15 protein-coding genes and 2 pseudogenes are annotated in these 20001 nt (G+C 58.8%); 9 read left to right on the top strand and 8 right to left on the bottom strand.

Annotation, left to right across the window (positions count from 1 at the left end):
* Nucleotides 1-68: 68 nt before the first annotated feature.
* Together ACIQUH_RS07715 and ACIQUH_RS07710 are read right to left on the bottom strand one after the other, a co-directional pair.
* The gene (locus ACIQUH_RS07715; protein ID WP_400813491.1) at nucleotides 69-707 is read right to left on the bottom strand and encodes an RraA family protein; all 639 of its coding nucleotides are present in this window, start codon (nucleotides 705-707) and stop codon (nucleotides 69-71) included.
* Nucleotides 708-769: 62 nt separating this feature from the next.
* Complete coding sequence (locus ACIQUH_RS07710) at nucleotides 770-2086, bottom strand: MFS transporter (protein ID WP_400813490.1); 1317 nt, start codon at nucleotides 2084-2086, stop codon at nucleotides 770-772.
* Nucleotides 2087-2634: 548 nt separating this feature from the next.
* On the opposite strand from ACIQUH_RS07710, the gene ACIQUH_RS07705 reads away from it, so the two are divergent.
* A complete protein-coding gene (locus tag ACIQUH_RS07705; protein ID WP_400813488.1) occupies nucleotides 2635-3885 on the top strand; it encodes a Zn-dependent hydrolase in 1251 nt (416 codons plus the stop codon).
* 148 nt (nucleotides 3886-4033) lie between these two features.
* Here ACIQUH_RS07705 and ACIQUH_RS07700 read toward each other — a convergent pair whose 3' ends face one another.
* A complete protein-coding gene (locus ACIQUH_RS07700) occupies nucleotides 4034-4993 on the bottom strand; it encodes a LysR family transcriptional regulator (protein WP_400813487.1) in 960 nt (319 codons plus the stop codon).
* 155 nt (nucleotides 4994-5148) lie between these two features.
* Between ACIQUH_RS07700 and ACIQUH_RS07695 the strand changes: the two are divergent.
* Nucleotides 5149-5347, top strand: a pseudogene (locus ACIQUH_RS07695) (transposase); the annotation flags it as partial.
* Nucleotides 5348-5677: 330 nt separating this feature from the next.
* On the opposite strand, the gene ACIQUH_RS07690 reads toward ACIQUH_RS07695, so the two are convergent.
* From ACIQUH_RS07690 to ACIQUH_RS07675, 4 genes are read right to left on the bottom strand one after another with little or no spacing between them, the layout of a single operon-like run.
* Nucleotides 5678-7207, bottom strand: coding sequence for an ABC transporter substrate-binding protein (locus tag ACIQUH_RS07690; RefSeq protein ID WP_400813486.1), 1530 nt, complete (start codon nucleotides 7205-7207; stop codon nucleotides 5678-5680).
* Nucleotides 7208-7232: 25 nt separating this feature from the next.
* A complete protein-coding gene (locus tag ACIQUH_RS07685; RefSeq protein ID WP_174032474.1) occupies nucleotides 7233-8060 on the bottom strand; it encodes an ABC transporter permease in 828 nt (275 codons plus the stop codon).
* Nucleotides 8057-9028, bottom strand: coding sequence for an ABC transporter permease (locus tag ACIQUH_RS07680; RefSeq protein ID WP_400813485.1), 972 nt, complete (start codon nucleotides 9026-9028; stop codon nucleotides 8057-8059). The genes ACIQUH_RS07685 and ACIQUH_RS07680 overlap by 4 nt, the downstream gene beginning before the upstream one ends.
* Before the next feature lie 2 nt (nucleotides 9029-9030).
* Nucleotides 9031-10695: an ABC transporter ATP-binding protein gene (locus tag ACIQUH_RS07675; RefSeq protein ID WP_400813483.1), complete on the bottom strand. Its 1665-nt coding sequence runs from the start codon at nucleotides 10693-10695 to the stop codon at nucleotides 9031-9033.
* Nucleotides 10696-11001: 306 nt separating this feature from the next.
* Here ACIQUH_RS07675 and ACIQUH_RS07670 point away from each other — a divergent pair, with 306 nt between their 5' ends.
* From ACIQUH_RS07670 to ACIQUH_RS07640, 7 genes are all read left to right on the top strand, one after another.
* Nucleotides 11002-11715 carry an SDR family NAD(P)-dependent oxidoreductase gene (locus tag ACIQUH_RS07670; RefSeq protein WP_400813482.1) on the top strand — a complete coding sequence of 238 codons (714 nt, stop codon included), beginning with the start codon at nucleotides 11002-11004 and terminating at the stop codon, nucleotides 11713-11715.
* A 22-nt stretch (nucleotides 11716-11737) separates the two neighbouring features.
* Nucleotides 11738-13051, top strand: coding sequence for an NAD(P)/FAD-dependent oxidoreductase (locus ACIQUH_RS07665; protein WP_400813481.1), 1314 nt, complete (start codon nucleotides 11738-11740; stop codon nucleotides 13049-13051).
* 38 nt (nucleotides 13052-13089) lie between these two features.
* Nucleotides 13090-15144: a hydantoinase/oxoprolinase family protein gene (locus tag ACIQUH_RS07660; RefSeq protein ID WP_400813480.1), complete on the top strand. Its 2055-nt coding sequence runs from the start codon at nucleotides 13090-13092 to the stop codon at nucleotides 15142-15144.
* Complete coding sequence (locus tag ACIQUH_RS07655; RefSeq protein WP_400813479.1) at nucleotides 15141-16793, top strand: hydantoinase B/oxoprolinase family protein; 1653 nt, start codon at nucleotides 15141-15143, stop codon at nucleotides 16791-16793. The genes ACIQUH_RS07660 and ACIQUH_RS07655 overlap by 4 nt, the downstream gene beginning before the upstream one ends.
* Nucleotides 16794-16830: 37 nt before the next feature.
* The gene (locus tag ACIQUH_RS07650; RefSeq protein ID WP_174032454.1) at nucleotides 16831-17253 is read left to right on the top strand and encodes a RidA family protein; all 423 of its coding nucleotides are present in this window, start codon (nucleotides 16831-16833) and stop codon (nucleotides 17251-17253) included.
* 132 nt (nucleotides 17254-17385) lie between these two features.
* Entirely contained in the window at nucleotides 17386-18216 is an 831-nt protein-coding gene (locus ACIQUH_RS07645; RefSeq protein ID WP_400813477.1) for a DeoR/GlpR family DNA-binding transcription regulator, read from the top strand.
* Between the two features lie 34 nt (nucleotides 18217-18250).
* Nucleotides 18251-19294 (top strand): LacI family DNA-binding transcriptional regulator, encoded by a 1044-nt coding sequence (locus ACIQUH_RS07640; protein ID WP_400813476.1) that lies wholly within the window; start codon nucleotides 18251-18253, stop codon nucleotides 19292-19294.
* A 416-nt stretch (nucleotides 19295-19710) separates the two neighbouring features.
* On the opposite strand, the pseudogene ACIQUH_RS07635 reads toward ACIQUH_RS07640, so the two are convergent.
* Nucleotides 19711-19968, bottom strand: a pseudogene (locus tag ACIQUH_RS07635) (IS630 family transposase); the annotation flags it as partial.
* Between the last annotated feature and the right edge of the window lie 33 nt (nucleotides 19969-20001).

Genomic DNA, 20001 nt, shown 5'->3' with positions numbered 1-20001 from the left:
GGGCGCGTCGGCCGGAGCGGCTGACGCGCCCATATGCATTTCCCGGGGTGCGAGATTGCATGCCGGCTTTACGTGGAATGCTCCAGCGGTGAAAGTCCATAAACCCCCACGATATCTTCCCCCTTTTCGAGCCTTGCAATGATGCCGGGCTCCTTTTCCTGAATGGTGAGAGCCTGCCGTGCCGTTGCCAATGCTTCCTCGGGTGGCAAAATGCAGACGCCGTTTTCGTCGGCCAGCACGATATCGCCGTTCTGAACCTCGACCCTGCCGCAGACGACCGGCCCCGCGACATTTCCCCGGCCTCTGAGCTTCGTGGTGATGGGCGAGCGTCCCCGGCACCAGACCGGCAGGCCGGCGCTGCGGATCGAACCTATATCGGTGACGTAACCATCGAGGATGATGGCGGTGACACCGCGCGCGAGCGCTGCGGCGGTCATGACCGCACCCCAGCAGGCGTGCCGGTCGTCGATCAGTCGCTCGATGACGAGGATATCGCCCGGCATGGCGCGGGAAAGAGCATGCGGAAGCGCCGTTCCGTCGTCTCCCGGCAGGCTGACGGTCAGCGCGCGACCGGCGATGCGGACGCCGTCGATCACGCATTGCATCGCCGGATCCATGAATCCTTCCGATCTGAAATGACCGATCGTGGCCGTCTCGACGCCCCGGAGCAGTTCGAGCGCCTCGTTGATTGTGTCGGGACTTTCCATTGACTTCTCCAAAAGAAAGACGCCGGCGCGAGGGCCGGCGTCTGTGATATTGCAAATATGGATCAGTTGGTCTTGGCCAGATCGCGTTTCACGGTCTCGGTCAGCGCCAGCAGGGCAACGGCCGAAAGCAGGGCGGAGCCGATCATGTACCAGGCGACGGAAGCGCCGCTGCCGGTGGCGGAAAGCAGCCATGTGGTGATGACAGGAGTAAGCGCGCTGCCCAGAACACCCGAGAGCATATAGGCGATGGACAGGCCGGAATAGCGAACCTTGGTGCCGAAAAGTTCGGCGAGGAAGGTGGCGATCGGGCCGTAATTGGCGGCAAAGGCCGTCATCATCAGCAGGTAGCCCGCAAGTGCGCCGGCAAAGGTGGCGGTATCCATCAACCAGAACATCGGGAAAGCGACGAGCGCTTCGGCGAGAATGCCGCCGAGAATGACCGGCCGGCGGCCGACCTTGTCGGAAAGCAGGCCGAAGAGCGGCAACAGGAAAATACACGCCATGCAGGAAATCAGCACGATCACCAGCATCTCGTTGCGGGAGATGTTGAGCGCCTGCGTACCATAGCTCAGACCGAAGGCGACGATGAGGTTGAAGGACGAGCCGGTCGACATGGTGGCGATGCCGCCGAGAAGAACCGTCTTCCAGGATTTGGAAAGCAGTTCGAAGAAGGGCACGCGCACGGTCGCCTCTTCGGTCTTCACCTTGGCGAAGGACGGCGTTTCGGCGGTGTTGAGCCGAACATAGGCGCCGACAGCGACGAGAAGAATGCTGACGAGGAACGGAATGCGCCAGCCCCAGGAAATCAGGTCCTCGGGCGCCATCGTGAAACCGATGGCGAGGAAAGCGAGGTTCGCGATCAATGTGCCGGCCGGAACACCGATCTGCACCCAGGAGCCATAAAGGCCGCGTCGGTTCTGCGGCGCGTGCTCGACCGCCATCAGCACCGCACCGCCCCATTCGCCGCCCAGCGCCAGCCCCTGCACGACGCGCAGCGCCAGAAGCAGAATGGGCGCCCAGACGCCGATCTGCTCGTAATTCGGCAGAAGGCCGATGGCGAAGGTCGCAACACCCATCATGACCAGGGAAACAAGCAGCATCGACTTGCGGCCGATCCTGTCACCGAAATGGCCGAAAAGCGCTGCCCCGACGATGCGGGCGAGATAGGCCGAGGCGAAGGTGCCGAAGGCCAGAAGCGTACCGACGATTGCGTCGAAGCTTGGAAAGAAGACCTTGTTGAAGACCAGTGCCGAAGCGGTGGCGAAGACGAAAAGATCGTACCATTCGACGGTGGTACCGATGACGCTTGCGACGGCGATCCGCCGAACGCCGACCGGCTGTTTTTCGACGGAGCCCACGAGTGCGGTTTCCCCTTGCATGAACATTCCCCTTTATGTTGCCGTGAAGGAAAACGGGGAAACGACGAAGCGGAGCGGCCGCATGCCGAAGGCATGAGATGCCGATAGCCTTTTCCGGCGGAGCAACCGTTTTTCGGTTCTCTCCGTCAGTCCGACATGCTGCGATGTTCCCCTGTTTTGCGCAATGATGGGAAAGCAGGAGGCTCCCGACAAATAGATAATGCAGATTTCTTCCATAGGGCGGCGCTATAGACCAAATCCTGAGCATTTTCGGGCATCTCGGCGCCGATTGTAAATTTTGAAATAGATAATAAAATCATGGCAATATCGCAGGCACTGTTTTTCTTTGCCGCTCGGCTGCGCAGCCCCTGCCTGTCTTTTGACCGGCTGAAATTTCTTTTTCGACCGGAAAAAACGCCACTCTTATTCTAAGTATCGAATCTATCTATTTTTGAATTTTCCGGTTTGGTCTTATCCCCTTTGTCACTCCATGGACTGAAAAGAGGTCGCCTGCGGGCTGCCGGTTACGCCGGGGCATTGCAGCAGCGAGACCATAACAGGGGACCGAAATGAAGAGATTGAGCAATATCCGGCCAGACATGTCACGCCTTTGGGCAACGCTGATGCGTTCCGCCGAAATCGGCGCGACCGAAAAGGGCGGCCTGAAGCGGCTGGCGCTTTCCGACGTGGATGCGGCGATGCGTCACCAGTTCATTCACTGGTGCGAGGAGGCGGGCCTGACGGTCAGGATCGACGCCGTCGGCAATATCTTCGCCGAACGGCCAGGAACCGATGCGGATGCGAAGCCCGTACTGGTCGGCAGCCACCTCGACACGCAGGTTCATGGCGGCCGCTTCGACGGTATTCTTGGCGTGCTGGCCGGGCTGGAACTGGTGCGCACGCTGAACGACCATGCGATCGCCACACGCCGGCCGATCACCCTTGTGAATTGGACCAATGAGGAAGGCGCGCGTTTCGAACCGCCGATGATCGGCTCGGCGGTTTTTACCGGCGCCAAGGCGGCGGAATTCGCCTATTCCCGCAAAGATCGCGATGGCTTTACGCTTGGCGGCGAGTTGGAGCGCATCGGTTTCAAGGGTAAAGACGCGATTTCGGCGGAGGCTTTCGACAGTCTGTTCGAGCTGCATATCGAACAGGGGCCGCGTCTGGAGGCAGCGGGCAAGCAACTCGGCATCGTCACCGGCGCTTTCGGCGTGCGTGGTTTCGTGGTGGAAGTGCACGGCGAAACCGGCCATGTCGGCCCGACGCCAATGCCGGCGCGCAAGAACGCGCTGGTGGGCGCCGCTGAGGTGACGCTGGCAATCAACGAGATCGGCTGGGCCAATCACGAGACCGGCGGCAAGTCCACGACAATGCGCATCAGGGCGGAACCCAATCTCCTTGGCGCGCTGCCGAATTTCGTGGAAATGACCTGCGACATGCGCCACCCCGACGATGCGGTGGTCAGCACCATGTTTGATGCCTTCAAGGCGAGACTTCCCGAACTGGAAGAGCGGTCCCGCTGCAGGATCGTCGTCAAGGAAGGCTGGGCCTACGGCGGCATGCATTTTGACGCCGGCTGCATCGAACTCATCCGCAATGCCACCGGCGCTTTCGGTTATTCCTCGATGGACCTTCTCACCGAGGCCGGGCATGACGCCATGCATGTCGCCGAATATCTGCCGACGGCGATGATCTTCACACCGTGCGAGGGCGGTCTTTCCCATAACGAGGCGGAAAATGTCACGGTTGCTGACATCGAACCCGGTGTGAATGTTCTCGTTCAGGCCGTGCTGGAACGCGCAAACCGGGCGGACTGATGCTGGAGCGCTTTCGCTTTGCTGTGAAGCGCTGAAGGGCTCCAATACTCTGTTTTAGCGTATTCCCGGCCGGCAATGCCGGGTCCGGTTTTGCTGGAAAATACTTTAAATGGAACGGCGAAAAGTATGATCGCTTTTCGCCGTTTTCCTATTCGCTCCCCGTTTCCACAAGGGCCGCCGCGGCCTGGGCGTCGAAAAGCTCGTTTTCGAAAATCGTCAGAAATGCCTGCTCGGCGCCGCCGAGTTCCATATCGGGGTTGCGGAGGAAATAGGCGTCGGCTCCGAGCGAATCCTGAAGCAGCGGGATCTGCCAAAGCTCGTCTTCCTCAAAGCCGCGCGCCGCATCCAGTGGCAGAATTCCGACGCCGATGCCGGCGATGATCATTCGCCGTACTTCTTCCATGTGGGGGCTGGAGCCGACGGTCCATTTACCGAGCCTCACACCATCGCGAAGGGCAATCATCGGTTCCAGCGCGCCGCCTTCCTGGCTGCAGGTGAAGGCGACAAAGGCTTCCTGCCGCAATTCCTCCATGGTGATGTCGCCACGGCCGTAAAAGGGATGGGAAGCACCGCAATAAATCCCGAATGTTTCCCTGAGCAGGAATTTGCAGTCCATTCCGGCAAGCGGTTTCGGCAGCAGGCAAATGCCGAATGGGGCCTGTTTCTGGCCGATGGCGCGAACGATATCCTGCGTATTGGCGACATCGATGCGGACGGTGACGGATGGATGGCGCCGCCGCAATTGACGAAGAGCCTGATCGAGCTGTGGAAGCACGAGATTGGTGACGATGAGGACACGCACCTGACCCGTCAGATCGTCCGCCTCGGTCGACAGTTTTTCGCCAATGCGCTCGACACGCAGGAAAATTTCGGCACATTCCTGACGAAGCATTTCGCCCTGGACCGTCAACACGAAACGGCGACTGTCGCGCTGGATCAACTGGCACCCCAGCGTTTCCTCCAGCTTTTGCAGCGCGGCGGTTACCGAGGGCTGGCGCACGAAAAGCCGGTTGGCCGCCCGCGTGATGCTGCCTTCCTCAACGATGACCAGAAAGGTCCGCAGCAGGTTCCAGTTCAAATGCTGGATGCGGGGCGTGTTGTTTGGCAACTATCGATCCTCAAAAACAGCGTTGGCGGTTTCGCTATAGTTTATTCCTGAACCAATAGCGATTCTTCATCGGAGAGTTCGACAACCCAGCTTGCGAAATGGCGGCGTCAACTTGTGAATAGCCTTGAGATTTGTAGACACCTTCTTTCCTGATTTTGGGGCAGGAAGAGCATCCGCGTAAATCGAATTTCAGCGAAGAGTTTAAGCGTGACGCGGTGCGCCAGATCACGGAGCGAGGCTATCCGGTTGCGGCGGACGATGTGCCGCCTTCTGTTGGTTCATCCCGGTGGATTTTACATCTGGCTGAAGAACCCGCTGAGCAAGAGGGCCAACGAGGACAAGCGACAGACCGATCGCCCCTGAAGGCGTGGGAAGAAAGCCGTGACCGGCGCAACTGCTCGAGTTCGCAAACCAACACCTTGCGCAAATGTTGATGAAACAACGTGACGTCGCTTCGATTTCATTTGAGACATTCAGCTCACTGGTTCTTTGGGTGAGGCTGACATTCGGCAGTTCCCATGAATGAAGCGCGATCCGCAACAATCCAGCACGAACGCCCTGCCGAAGGCGGCTCTTCCATTCGCCGCCATCGATCAGAGGTATGCCGGTTGGCAAAGCTCGAGTTCAAAGTGATTGCCTGATGAAAAATCGCCGGGCAAGACCCGCATCCCCGGCGATTTCAGGTTATTCAACCTTAGTGTTCTCAATGCTCAACCCTGACTGAAAGGTCAGGAAGCCGGGCATGTTAGTGAAACCTGTCACGCCTTTTTTGATGGCATAGTTCTGCTCACGCCACATGAAATAAACGAGAGGCGACAGCTCCAGCGCACGGTCCACGAATTTGTCGTAGATTTTTTCCCGTTCCGCCTTGTCGACGGTTGCCCGACCCGTATCAAGCAGTTCATTGATCTGCTGATCATTAAAATAAGGCGAGTTGTTCGTTCGAACCAGCTTGTCACCGCCATAATAATAATTGCTCAGCCAGTCGGCATCGGTGATTTCACCGAGACTTCCAAGCACGGTAAAATCATAGTCGGCTGCCGATGCCTTCGCCATTCGGCTGGCCCAGTCCGGCAGATCAAGCGTGACCTTGATGCCGATCTTGGCCAGTTCGGACTGGATCGCGACGGCTGTATTCTGGTGGAAACTATATTGCGATGACGCAAGCAGCCGCACCTCGAAGCCGTTCGGGTATCCCGCCTTGGTCAGCAACTCTTTTGCCTTCGCCACATCGTGCTTGAAGTAATTCGCTTTGGCGTCAGAATAGCCCATGTAACCCTTGGGAATGGCGATGCCGTAGATCGGGCTTCCCAGGCCGTTGAAGGCGGTATTGATGATAGTGCTCCGATCCACCGCATAGGCGATGGCCTGCCTGACTTCCGGCTTCGAGAACGGCTCGAACTTTGTATTGAATTGCAGCCCCATGAACGGACCGGTATTTCTCAGAAGCTGCGTCTCCGGGCCTTTTTCCAGGTCCGCGGCATCCTTGGCGGGAACGTAATCGATAATATCGACATCCCCTGACTTCAGCGCATTCACACGCGTGTTTTCGTCGCTGTAGAAAACATAATGCACCTCATCGAGATCTGGCTTTCCCTGCTTGTAATAGCCATCGAATTTTTCGACGACGATTTCGCGTCCGCGTGTCCAGGTCGCGAATTTGAACGGTCCGGCGCCGATCGGCGTCGCCGTCGGATTGTTTGCGTTCTTCGCCAGCCATGCGGCGGGCACGATCACCGATTCCGGCAATGCGAGATAATCGACGAGAGCGACCGATGGTTTGGAAAGCGTCAGCTTCACCGTCTTCTGATCCGGTGTTTCAATCTTCGAAATGATTGAAAGCTCGTTGCGAAAAGCAGCCTTGCCGGCCGGATCGAGCATGTGCTCAAGCGACGCCTTCACATCTGCAGCAGTCACGTCCGATCCGTCATGAAACTTTGCGGCGCGAAGGTGAAACGTGAACTCCTTCGCGTCCGGGCTGACATCGTAGCTTTCGGCGAGTTCCGGCGAAATCTTGCCATCGATACCGTAATTAACGAGCCCGCGATGAATCGCGAGTTTCACAGTGCGTCCGGAGGTGCCCGGCTGCACAACCGTATCGAGCGTTGACGGCTCGCCGGACAGGCCGAAATACAGTGTGCCATCAGCCAGAACCGCCGTGGCGGTCAAGCCAAGGAAACTGCTGGCCAGAGCCAATCGGAGAAATCTCTGCATAATTGTTCCCTTTCTTTGTTGTTTATCAGTTTTCGCGAAGTCTGGGATCAAGGTGATCGCGCAGCGCATCACCGAGAATGTTGATGGCAAGAACCGTGAAGGCGAGGCAGACCGATGGCCAGACGACATACATCGGGTTCTGATTGAGATAGCCGCGAGCCGTGCCGATCATCTGTCCCCAGGAGGGTTCAGGCGGCACGATGCCCAACCCCAGGAAGCTCAGGCCCGATTCCAGCAGGATCGCCGCGGCAATCGTCAGTGTCCCCTGAACCACCAGCGGCGAAAGAATGTTCGGCAAGATCGCCCTGAACACGACACGAAGGTAACTGGCACCCATGGCATGCTCCGCTTCAATGAATTCCTGACGGATGACCTGCAGGGTCGCGGACTGCGCCACGCGGGCAAATTGCGGGATGAAGATGATGCCGATAACGACGCTGAGGCTGACGACGCCGCTACGCCAGAAGCCGACGGCGAGGAGTGCAAGCAGGATCGCCGGAAAACTCAGCATGATATCGACCGCGCGCATGACAAAAAAAGCAGGAACCGGCCGGCTATAAGCGCCGATGATACCGAATGCCGTTCCGCCAATTGCCGCGATGACAGTCGAGATGACGGCAACGACCATGGTTGGTCGGATACCGATGAGCAGACGGGAGAGAATGTCGCGGCCGAATTCGTCGGTTCCCAGCAGATACTGGACGGAACTCGTCTGGTTCACGGCGTTCTGGTTGATGAGCAGCGGATCGTGCGGTGCAATCATCGGCCCCATCAGCGCCACAGCGAGAACGGCGAGGACAACCAGCAGGCTGGCGAGGACAAGCGGACGGCGAAAAAGAACAGACGTCATCATGCGCGCTTCCGGCGGATGCGTGGGTCGAGCAGGCTGTACAGAAGATCGACGCACAGGTTGATGAGAATGAAAAGAGCCGCGATCGTCATGATGCTACCCTGTACGAGAGGGTAATTTCTGTTGGAGACCGCCGTTACCAGAAGCGTACTGAGGCCGGGCCAGTTGAACAGAGCCTCGACCAGAACCGTTCCGCCCATCAGATTGCCGAGCTGCAGACCGACGATGGTAACGATCGGGATGGCGGCGTTGCGCAGAACATGCAGCCAGATCACTCTGCGCTCACGCATGCCGCGCGCCCGTAGCGAGCGGACGAAGTCGCGACCGAGGATTTCGAGCATTGATGATCGGGTCATGCGTGCAATCGACGCAGCCAGTCCAAGGCCAAGCGTGAGCGCGGGCAATACGAGCTTCTGAAAGTGCAGGAAGGCATTGCGGGAAATATCGGTGTACCCGCTGGACGGCAGCCAGCCGAGTTTCAGGCTGAGCAACAGGATCAATAGCGATCCAAGAATGTAAACCGGCACAGAAATACCAAGCGTGGCAAGCGAGGTGAGCAGGCCATCGAGAAAACTGCCCCGTCGCAGGGCCGCGGCAATGCCGACGGGAACACCGATAAGCGCTGCGACCATGATGGCGGCCAGGGCCAGTTCCATGGTCTTTGGCAGGCTGGCGGTCACATATTCGATCACCGGATAACCGTCGAGCGACTTGCCGAGATCGCCTGTCACGGCCCCACCGAGCCATTTGACATATTGCGACATGACCGGCTGATCGAGCCCAAGCTGCTGGCGCATGGCTGCAACGGTTTCCGGCGACGGGTTGCTCTCCGGACCGAGCAGCAGCAGAACCGGATCGCCGGGCATGATGTACATGATCGAGAACACCAGGGTCGCGATCACCCAAAGCTGGATGAGGGCCGTGACCAGCCGGGAGCCGAGGACAATGATGAATGATGAGAGAGCTTGCATCGTCAGACCTCCGCAAGGGCTGATTGCGCCCGACCGATCTTCGGCACCGCACTGAGGAGCGTGCGTGTATATTCCGCCTTCGGATTGTCGAAGACGTCGCGTGCGGGGCCGGTTTCGACGATTTTTCCCTTCTGCATGACGGCAATCGTATCGCTCACATGGCGAACGACGGACATATCATGGGAAATGAAAAGATAGGTCAGATCGAATTCGCCCTGGAGTTCCTGCAGGAGGTTGAGAACCTGTGCCTGAACGGAGACATCCAATGCGGAAACTGCCTCATCGCAGATCAGCAGCTTCGGATTGAGCGCCAGCGCGCGGGCAATCACGATGCGCTGGCGCTGCCCGCCGGAAAACTCATGGGGAAAGCGGCTGAGCGCCGTGCGTGGCAGACCGACCGCATCTATCAGCTTCGTGACGGTAGCCACCCGATCCCGACCGCCAAGATGAATGTCGATCGGCGCGGCCACGAGATCCAGAACGGTCTGCCGGGGATTGAGCGAACCGTAAGGGTTCTGGAACACCAGCGCGATATCACGACGCGCAGCACGCATCGCCTCTCGACCAAGCGAAACGAGATCGCGACCGCCAAACAGGATCGAGCCGCTATCGGGCTCGATCAGCCGCATCACCAGCCTTGAAAGGGTCGACTTGCCGCAGCCGGATTCGCCGACAAGTCCAAGCGTCGAACGCGGCGCTATGGACAGGCTGACATTGTCGACCGCACGAAACGCATGCGGTGTCGCAAGCGCGCTTTCCCGCACCCAATAGGTCTTTATCAGATCGCGCACGTCCAGAAGCGGGACATGCGGCGCATCAGTTGGGACGGTGCGTTTCACCGGAGTTGCGGCAACGGTGATGGAAATGACACCGTCTTTACCGCGCACAATGATCGGAAGCTGCGTTTTCGGCTCCGATATCGACGGCATGGATGCAATCAGCGCCCTTGTATAGTCACTCCTGGGGTTCGAAAACAGATCGGCGGTGGTTGCCTCCTCCATCAGGTCGCCGTGATAGATAACCGCCACACGGTCTGCGACTTCATAGATCACACCGAGATCGTGCGTGATGAGCAGCACCGCCGCTCCGATTTCGCGATTGAGGCCGCGCAACAGGGTCAAAACCTGTTTCTGGACCGTTACATCCAGTGCCGTCGTCGGCTCGTCGGCAATGATGACCTCCGGCTTGCAGGCAACCGCCATGGCGATCATCACGCGCTGACACTGGCCACCGGAAAGCTCGTGCGGATAGGAACGCATGCAGCGCGCAGGATCGTGTATGCCAACCTTTTCCAGCAGCTGAAACGCAAGCTTTCCCGCCTCCCGGCGCGAAACATCTTCATGCAGAAGAATGGCCTCGACAATCTGCTGGCCGCAGGTGAAGACGGGATCGAGAGATGCCATCGGATCCTGAAAGATCATCGAAATCCGCTTGCCGCGAAGCTTGCGCAGCACATCTGGCCGTGCAGTCAGAAGATCGACCCCGGCGAATTCGACGCTTCCGCCCGTGACGACCGCGTTGTGGGGCAAGAGCCCCATAGCCGCCAGCGACATGATGGTCTTGCCGCTTCCGCTCTCGCCGACGAGGCCGAGGATTTCGCCCGACACCAGCGAAAGAGAAACGCCTTTCACCGCGGGACGCAGCTCAGAGCCCGACCTGAACGCCACGGAAAGATTATCTATTTTCAGAATTTCCCTGCCCGGCATACCGCGATCCGATCTGCGATGGGCTCCTGAAGGACAGGAGCAGGTTCCCGTTTTTTGAACGCTTGTGGCGCTTATTTATAAACATTAGGCACAAAGCTTCAAACTACGTCAAGCATACGTTTGCATTTTTGATGCTTCTTTTCATTTTTGGTAGTTTTTGGAGCTTTTTTAAAATTTCTCCCAAAAAGTATCTTGTCATATCTCGAAACCGCGCCTACCGTTCATGCAAACGAATGCATGGCCACTGGCCAGACCGGAGAAACGATAATGACTGCTGGAAATTCTGGCCGCGTGGCACTGGTTACGGGCGCTGGCCGGGGCATTGGACTGGCAATCGCCCGCGAACTTGCAGAACATGGCTATCGGCTAAGCCTCGGCGCGCGGGATACGGCGGCGCTTGAGGCCGCCTTCGGGCCGGAGGGCGGGCAATTTCACTATGCACACTTCGATGCCTACGAACCGGAGAGCGCCCAAGCATGGGTGACCGGCGCGGTGGCAAGGTTTGGAAGAATTGATGCGCTCATCAACAATGCAGGCCTCGGCGAGCGCGTTTCGCTGATGGATGACAATGACGAGGCACTCGACCGGCTGTTCGCCGTCAACGTCAAGGCGCCCCTGAGAATGACGCGTCTTTGCCTGCCTCATCTGGAACAGACCGGCACCGGCAGGGTCATCAACATCGTCTCGATGTCCGGAAAGCGCGTCAGGAACGCCTTTGTCGGCTACAACATGACGAAATTCGCGGTCATGGGCCTAACCCACACCACCCGGCACGTTGCCTGGGAAAAAGGTGTACGCGCAACAGCCATTTGTCCGAGTTTCGTCCGCACGGAAATGAGCGCCTATACAAACACGGTCACGCCCGAGGAGATGATCCAGCCGGAGACGCTGGCGTCGCTGGTCCGCACGGCGATTGAATTGCCCAATACCGCAGCCATGGCCGAGATGCTGGTGAATTGCCGCCTCGAAGACATGCTTTGAACAATCTACCGAGGTCGACACCATGAGCCGCATCATTCCGGACGCCGTTCCATCCAGCGCCTCCCTGCCGGACAAGGTCGATGTCGTGATCATAGGAGGTGGCATCGTCGGTGTCTCGACCGCCCTGGAGCTTGCCGAAAGGGGCGTCTCCGTCGCGCTCTGCGAAAAAGGCCTGATCGGCGGCGAACAATCCGGCCGTAACTGGGGCTGGGTTCGCCAGATGGGCCGTGATCCTGCCGAAATTCCACTGGCCCTGGAGAGCCTGGCGCTCTGGAAGGGAATGAACGCCCGCATTGGCGAAGAAACCGGATTTCGCCAGACGGGTATCGTCTATCTGTGCCGCAACGCCCGCCAGGAAGCCGAATATGAAGCCTGGCTGGTGCATGCACAGCAGTTCGGGCTGGATTCGAGGCTGCTGCGCAGTGCAGAGCTGCGCCAGCATTTGCCTGGCATGACCGGGGGCTTCACGGCTGCAATGCATACATCGAGCGACGGCCGCGCCGAACCTCTGAAGGCGGCGCCCGCCATGGCCCGCGGCGCCCTGCGCGCCGGTGCGCATATCCTTACCGGATGCGCGGTCCGTTCGATCGAGCGTTCGGCGGGCCGGGTCAGCGGCGTCGTGACCGAACGCGGACCTATTGCCTGCTCCTCCGTCATCCTCGCAGGCGGCGCCTGGTCACGGCTCTTTGCCGGCAACATGGGCATCGATTTCCCGCAATTGAAGATCCTCGGAACAGTCGCCCGCGCAACGACGGTAGACGGCGTCCCGGATCTTCCGGTCGGGGCCGACAATTTCTCGTTCCGCCGGCGCCTGGATGGAAGTTTTTCGATTGCCATGCGCAATGCCAACATCGCGCCGATCGTTCCCGACAGCTTCCGCCTGTTTGGCGATTTCATGCCCACCCTGATCAAGAGCTGGCGCGAGCTGAAACTGCGTGTGGGTAACCGCTTTCTCGAAGAGTGGCGGACACCGCGCTCGTGGTCGGCAGACAATATATCGCCCTTCGAACAGGTCCGGATTCTCGACCCGGTCCCCTTCGAACGCTTCAATCGCGAAGGGCTTGAGCACCTGATCAAGGCGTTTCCGGTGTTTGCAGACAGCCGCATCACCCAAAGCTGGGGCGGCTTGATCGATGTTACCCCGGATGCCGTGCCGGTCATCGGCCCGGCAGGCAATATTCCGGGTTTCTTCATTGCCAGCGGCTTTTCCGGGCACGGCTTCGGCATCGGGCCGGGTTCCGGGCGTCTGATGGCAGATCTGGTGACCGGCGCGGCCCCATGCGTCGATCCCGCTCCTTTCCGCTTTGATCGTTTCAAGAAGACCAAGGCAGCCTGATCCGCTTCCTAACAACCTTGGCCAAAGAGGGTAACGTAATGGCATTGAGAATTGGCGTGGATTCCGGCGGTACTTTCACCGATGTCTGCCTCTTCGATGAGGCAACAGGCAAGCTTGACATCTGGAAGGTGCCCTCAACCCCCGACGATCCTTCTCGCGGGATAACAAACGGCGTGGCCGAAGGCCTCGCAACCGTCGGCAGCACGGCGGAGCATGTCGCTTTTCTCGGGCATGGCACGACGGTCGCCACCAATGCCCTGATAGAACTCAAGGGTGTCGCAACCGGCCTGATCACCACCGACGGCTTTCGCGACCTGCTTGAAATCGGGCGTCAGAAACGGCCAAGTCTTTATGACATGAACGCGGAAAAGCCTGAAACGCTCGTCAGCCGCGACCATCGCCATGAAGTTCCGGAACGGCTGAAAAGCGATGGCTCCGCCGACCTTGCCCTCGATGAGGCAAAACTGCGCGCTGCCGTCCGCGAACTGGCTCATGAAGACATCAAGGCAATCGCGATATGCTTCCTCTACGGCTTTCTGAACACCGCGCATGAGTGCCGCGTTGTCGAGGTGATCCGCGAAGAAATGCCGGATGTTTTTATCAGCGCATCGCACGAAGTCGCCCCGGAATTTCGTGAATACGAGCGTATGTCGACCACGGTCGTGAATGCTTACCTCGGCCCGGTCATGCAGCGTTACATCGAGCGCCTCAAGCAGAGGCTGACGGAACTCGGCGTACCGGTCGCACCGCAACTGACACAGTCAAACGGTGGCGTCATCGGATTCGACACCGCCGCACAGCTTCCCGTGCGCACCGTCCTGTCCGGTCCAAGCACCGGCGTCGTCGCGGCGCAAGCCGTTGGACGAATGGCAGGTTTCGACAACATCATCACCTTCGATGTCGGGGGGACGTCCAGCGATGTGGCACTTCTGCAAGGCGGTATCTGCAAACTGACCGGCGAAGCAAACGTGCATGGATACCCGATCAAGGCGCCCATGCTCGACATTCATACAGTCGGCGCCGGCGGCGGATCGATTGCCTTCGTTGACTCCGGCGGCCTCCTCAAGGTGGGCCCACGTTCTGCGGGTGCCGACCCCGGACCCGTCTGCTATGGACGAGGCAATACGGAAGCCACCGTCACCGATGCCAATATCGTCTTGCAGACACTCAATCCGGTCGAGATTCTTGGCGGACGCATGAAAGTCCGACGTGATCTCGCAGTCGAGGCCATACAGCGGCTGGCGGATCAGCTTGGCCTGGGGCTCATGGAAACCGCGCAAGGCATCATTTCCGTGGTGACGGCCAATATGGCGAAGGCCATTCGCCTGATCAGCGTGCAGCGGGGCCATGATCCGCGCGATTACGCGCTCATGGCATTCGGCGGCGCTGGCCCGCTTCATGCCGCGCGCCTCGCCAGAGAGCTGGACATGAACCGCATCATCGTGCCGCTCACACCGGGAACGCTTTGCGCTCTTGGCCTGCTCCTGACCGATCTGCGGTCCGATTTCGCGATATCGCGCCTGATGAAAGTCGACCTGAACGCAGTCGAACCGATGATCAGCGGCTTTGCCACACTCGAAGGGCAGGCAGCCACATGGTTTGACCAGGAAGACATCGAGCCGGACAATCAGGTGGTCAACCGCACCGCTGACATGCGGTATGTCGGCCAGAACTACGAATTGCAGGTTCAGGTTCCGGCAGGCCCGGTCGGCAGCGATACGCTTGACGCGCTGGTGAAGGGTTTCGAACAGGCGCATCTGCAGCGTTTCGGCTTCATCGCCGAAGGTGAAGCCATCCAGATCGTGACCCTGCGCCTTGAAGCGGCAGGCATCGTCAACAAGGCTCAGTTCACGCCACAACCGGATGCGGGGCCATCCTGCGACACCGCCATCATCGGCACGCGTGACGTCTACATGGACGAAGTCAGGGATTTCGTATCCTGCCCCGTTTATGCGCGTGAAAAGCTCAAGTCAGGCAACCGGATCTCCGGCCCTGCCATCGTCGAGCAGATGGATACCACGACGGTGATCCTGCCGGACATGCAAGGCATTGTCGATCCTTACCTCAACCTCATTCTGGAGATGCCGGCATGACCAAGATCGACCCGATTACTGTCGAAGTCATTGGCAGTGCGTTGACCTCGATCGTCGAGGAAATGGGAGAGGCGCTGGTCCGCGCAAGCTACTCTACCAACATCAAGGAACGTCGTGATTGCTCGACGGCACTGTTCGACCGGCACGGCAATACCCTGTGCCAGGCGGAACACATCCCCATGCACCTCGGCAGTTTCATCGGCATCATTCCGCATATCAACAAACGCTATGTCGCCGACGATATCAAACCCGGTGACGTCTTCATCGGCAACGACGCCTATGAGGGTGGCGCAACCCACCTGCCCGACATTGTTCTGGCAGAACCTGTCTTCCATGGCGAAACCATGGTTGGCTGGGCTGTAAACACCGCCCACCACGCGGATTTCGCCGATCGGGGTCACGCCCACATCTATCAGGAAGGCATCCGCATTCCTCCGGTGCGCCTGTACCGCGAAGGCGTTTTGCAAAAGGATCTTCAAGATCTATTCCTGCTAAACTGCCAGGTTCCGCATGAACGGCTTTCCGATTTGCGGGCACAAATGTCGGCGAACCGGCTGTGTGTAAGGCGTATGCAGGACCTCTGCACCAAATACGGAGCAGACAAGGTTCTGGCGGCAGGGGACGCGCTGCAGGATTACGCCGAGCGTAAGATGCGAGCCGGCATCGCCGCCATTCCAGACGGAACCTACTCATTTACCGACTATTTCGACAGCAACCAGTTTTCCGCCGTGATGGAATTCAAGGTTGATATCACTGTCACGGGCGATTCAATGCATCTGGCATTTGACGCGCCGCCCCAGGTGGCGGCCGGTCTCAACGTCATCTACACGGCCCTGCTCGCAACCTGCTATTATGCCGTCAAGGCCGTAATCGATCCAACCATACTGCCAAATGCCGGCCTGTCGCGACCGATCACGGTGGAAGCACCTTACGGATCGCTGCTCAACTGCAAGCACCCGGCCGCAGTCGATGGCCGCATCGCCGCATGCCAGCGTGTCGCCGATCTCGTGCAGGGCGCTCTTGCCAAGGCCTTGCCCGGCAAGGTTACGGCGGCAGGAAACGGCGCCTGCACCGGCGCCCTTTTCACCGGCACCCGTGAGGACGGTTCACTCTGGGTCTATCTCGAAACAATCGGCGGCGGGGGCGGTGCGCGCCCGACCGCAGATGGCCTGAGCGGCGTCCATGTTCATATGACCAACACCTCCAACCTGCCGGTCGAGGCGCTGGAACTGGAATATCCGCTCACACTGCTTCGATACGAACTGGTCAACGGATCCGCCGGCGCCGGCAGATGGCGCGGCGGAATGGGTCTGCGCCGTGTCTATCGCATCGAGGCCGATTGCCGCTTCAGCGTTGAGGGCGGCCGGATCGCCGTCTACCCATGGGGTCTCAACGGCGGCCTGCAGGCGGCCGGCTCCCGGTTCGATTTCGGAAACGGCCAGAAGAATCTGCCGGGCACCGTGCAGCTCAAGGCCGGTCAGATCGTCGAATTGGTCACGCCCGGTGGCGGCGGTTACGGCCTGCCGTCCGGACGCGCGGCTGGCGATATCGAACGGGACCTGCGTGAAGACCGCATCACGCCCGAATTCGCCGAACGCATCTACGGGTACCGGCCCCTGCCGGAAACACATCGGGCAGCGACTGCCTGATCATCAATCACCACTCAGAAATGGAAGGAATTCAAACGTGGTCAAGGTAACGAAAGTCAAGTCGGGCAGCCTTTACGAAGAAAAGGAAAGCTATTCACGCGTCGTGGCAGTGGACAACTGGGTGTTCGTCTCCAACACGGCCGGCCGCAATTACAAGACCCGTGAAATGTCGACCGATCCGGTCGAGCAGGCCAAGCAGTGCTTCCACAACATCGAAGGCGCGCTGGCGGCCGTGGGAGCAACGCTCGCCGACGTTGTCCGTTCGCGCGTCGTTATCCCCCACGTCGAAGACGCGCCATCCGTGATGGCCTATGTCGGCGAGAAGTTTCGCGGCATCGATCCCTGCAGCACCGTCACCTGCCCTCCACTTGGCGGTCCGGACTTCCGCGTCGAGATCGAAGTCACCGCCTACAAGGGCGTTGGTGCCGCTGGTTCGGAATATATCAACGTCAGCCTGTGAAAAAAGCACCCGGCCAGACCAGAAATGGAGTGGCCGGGGCGCCCCAGCATCCTTGAGTTTGGCCATCAGCTTTCAGTTTTCTCACCCTGTCTGTAAGATGTGCCGAAACCGATAAATTCGAGGACTTATTTTTTGGCCGATACCAATCCCATTCAGATGGACGACTTCCTGCCGGCGGAACGGCGTGAAAAAATCATGGAATGGTTCGCCACCAACCAGGTTGCGTCCAGTCAGGAACTTGCCAAGCGCCTCAACACATCTATATCCACAATTCGCCGGGATCTGGATTATCTGGCTTCGCAAGGCATCGTCCGCCGCACCCATGGCGGTGCGGTGCGTGTCCGACGCAATACGACATATGAGCCGCTTGTCGAGGAAGCGCGCCAGACATCCGTGGAGGAAAAACGGGCGATTGCCGCAGCCGCCGCAAAGCTGCTGCAGCCCGAACAGAGCATCCTGATTGATTCGCGCTCGACGCTCCATCAATTTGCCCATGCTGTTGCCGATCTTGCGATACCGCTGACCGTGGTGACAAATGACGTCCACGTGGCTTACATCCTGGCCAACAAGCCGCACATCAAGCTGGTGGTTCCCGGCGGCATCTGTCGCCACGGTGCTTATTCGCTTCTGGGGGAAACAGGCATCAATTTTGTGCGCGAATTGCGATGCGACCACTTTTTCCTCTCCTCCCAGGCGGTCGACACCGAATGTGTCAGCGACACCTCGCTTGAGCTGGTCCAACTGCAAAAAGCAATGATTGGGGCGGCCGCGGAGACCACGTTGCTTGTAGACAGCAGCAAGTTTGGCAGCCGGACCATCTATCGCACGGCACCAATCGAGAGTGTTACACGGATCATTACCGATGAGGGTCTCGACCCCGAGGAACGCGCCAAATACTCCCAGCTTGTACCGCAGTTCGTGATAGCGCCTTACGTGGACGAGTTGCAGGAGGAAACGGAATGAGCACGGCATCCTGCAACGCCTGGATGGATCAATCGTGACCGACACGGATTTTCAGGCGGAACAGCCGGCGACAAGATCGGCAATCACCATTGTCGATATTGCCCGGCTTGCTGGTGTTAATCCGTCAACGGTAAGCCGCGCATTGGCCGGTTCCCGGGCAGTGACGGAAGAAACTCGCAGGCGGATCGGCGAAATCGCCCGCGCGAACGGCTACGTTGCCAACCATAGCGCGCGACGCCTGAGATCGCGCAAGGCCGGGCAGGTCCTGGTGATGTTACCCAATATCGCCGCGTTTTCGCATCCTCAGATCATTTCCGGCATTGAGGACGCTCTGGAAGAACATGGCATCGGGGTAATCGTTGGAAGCACGAAAGGAAATGCTGAACGCGAAACCGCGCTTGCGGAACAACTTGTCGCCGGAGCAGCAGACGGTGTCATTATCCTCACCGGAAAAATCCCCGAGAGCCTTTCAGCTTCACCGCACTACCGGCATCGCATCATCGCAATCTCGCGTCCAGTCGATATTCCGGATGTAGCCTTTGTTGGCATAGATGACAGAAGGGCAGCCCATGACGCCACCCGGCACCTGCTTTCACTGGGGAAATCCGAAATCGTTCATTTGAGCGGGCCAAGCGACAGCCCCATTTTCACAGCCCGGGCCAGAGGATATGCGGATGCCATGACGGAGGCGGGGTTGGCCGACAGAATAGAGGTTATCCATCTCCCAGCCTTCACAATTGACGCCGGACGCGCGGCGATGCAGCAACTTCGCTCCAGGCAAGCGCGGCTGAGCGCGATTTTATGCGCAAGTGATGAGCTCGCTTTCGGGGCAATTCAGGTGGCGAAGGAATTGGGTATGAGGGTACCAGAGGATGTCGCATTTGTCGGCTTCGACGATCATCCGGTCAGCGGCGCATTCACGCCAACTCTGACAACGATTAAAATACCCCGTCACCTGCTTGGCTACACTGGGGCAAAGGCACTGGTTCAACACCTGGAAAACGGCAGGGTTTCATTGATGACCGAATATCTTCCGCACACACTCTGCGTAAGAGAAAGCTGCGGATCGAAACAATGACGCCATGACTGATCGCATCGTCTCAGAATCCGGCGAGGCACCATATCCTGCACGGTCTCCTAGAACTGGTCGAGAGGGATTCTTTTGGGGCTTGAGCTAATACGGACAGTATTTAAGAAGCAGCCCCATCCGGTCCGTGTCATCCGACTCGACCGCATCCCCGGCAGCCTCACCGAGATCGTTAAATCCGGCAATCGCGAATGCCACAGTACTTTTAAGCTATGGATATTACTTCTGACCTCGGTGTCCCCTCCACCCTGGCGCATTTGTTTGTACCGGAGACTGGGCAGAGCTATTTCGGCTCTGGAGCTTCCTGAGCAGAGCATACTCGGTTGAGCGAGCGGTCCTAGAGGCTGTTCCGGGATTTCACGTTTACAACCATATTATGGTTCGGCCGACTATTCAGAACTGCAAGCCTTCAGCCCATGCAGCGTCAGATGCGGGTTCTGACCAAGCCGCTCGGCAATGAAATCACGATAGGGCTCCAGAATGCGTTTGCGATGGCCACCCATCTTGCCGGGACGAACCGATCTGGTCGCGCGATGGCGCTGGGACCACTTCACCACCGAAGAGACGGCAATTTCGAAACGGGCGACCACTGCCCTGACACTTTCGCCGCTCAACACCGCAGCGACAACACGTTCACGAAGGTCATTCGATAATGGTGCGGTCATTTATGCCGGCCTCCATCCAGCCAGCATCACTGA

The sequence above is a fragment of the Agrobacterium sp. NPDC090283 genome, from assembly GCF_044769685.1.
Lineage (GTDB): Bacteria > Pseudomonadota > Alphaproteobacteria > Rhizobiales > Rhizobiaceae > Agrobacterium.
Note: the sequence above shows the minus strand (reverse complement) of the source record. Positions and strands in the feature narration are given on the sequence as shown.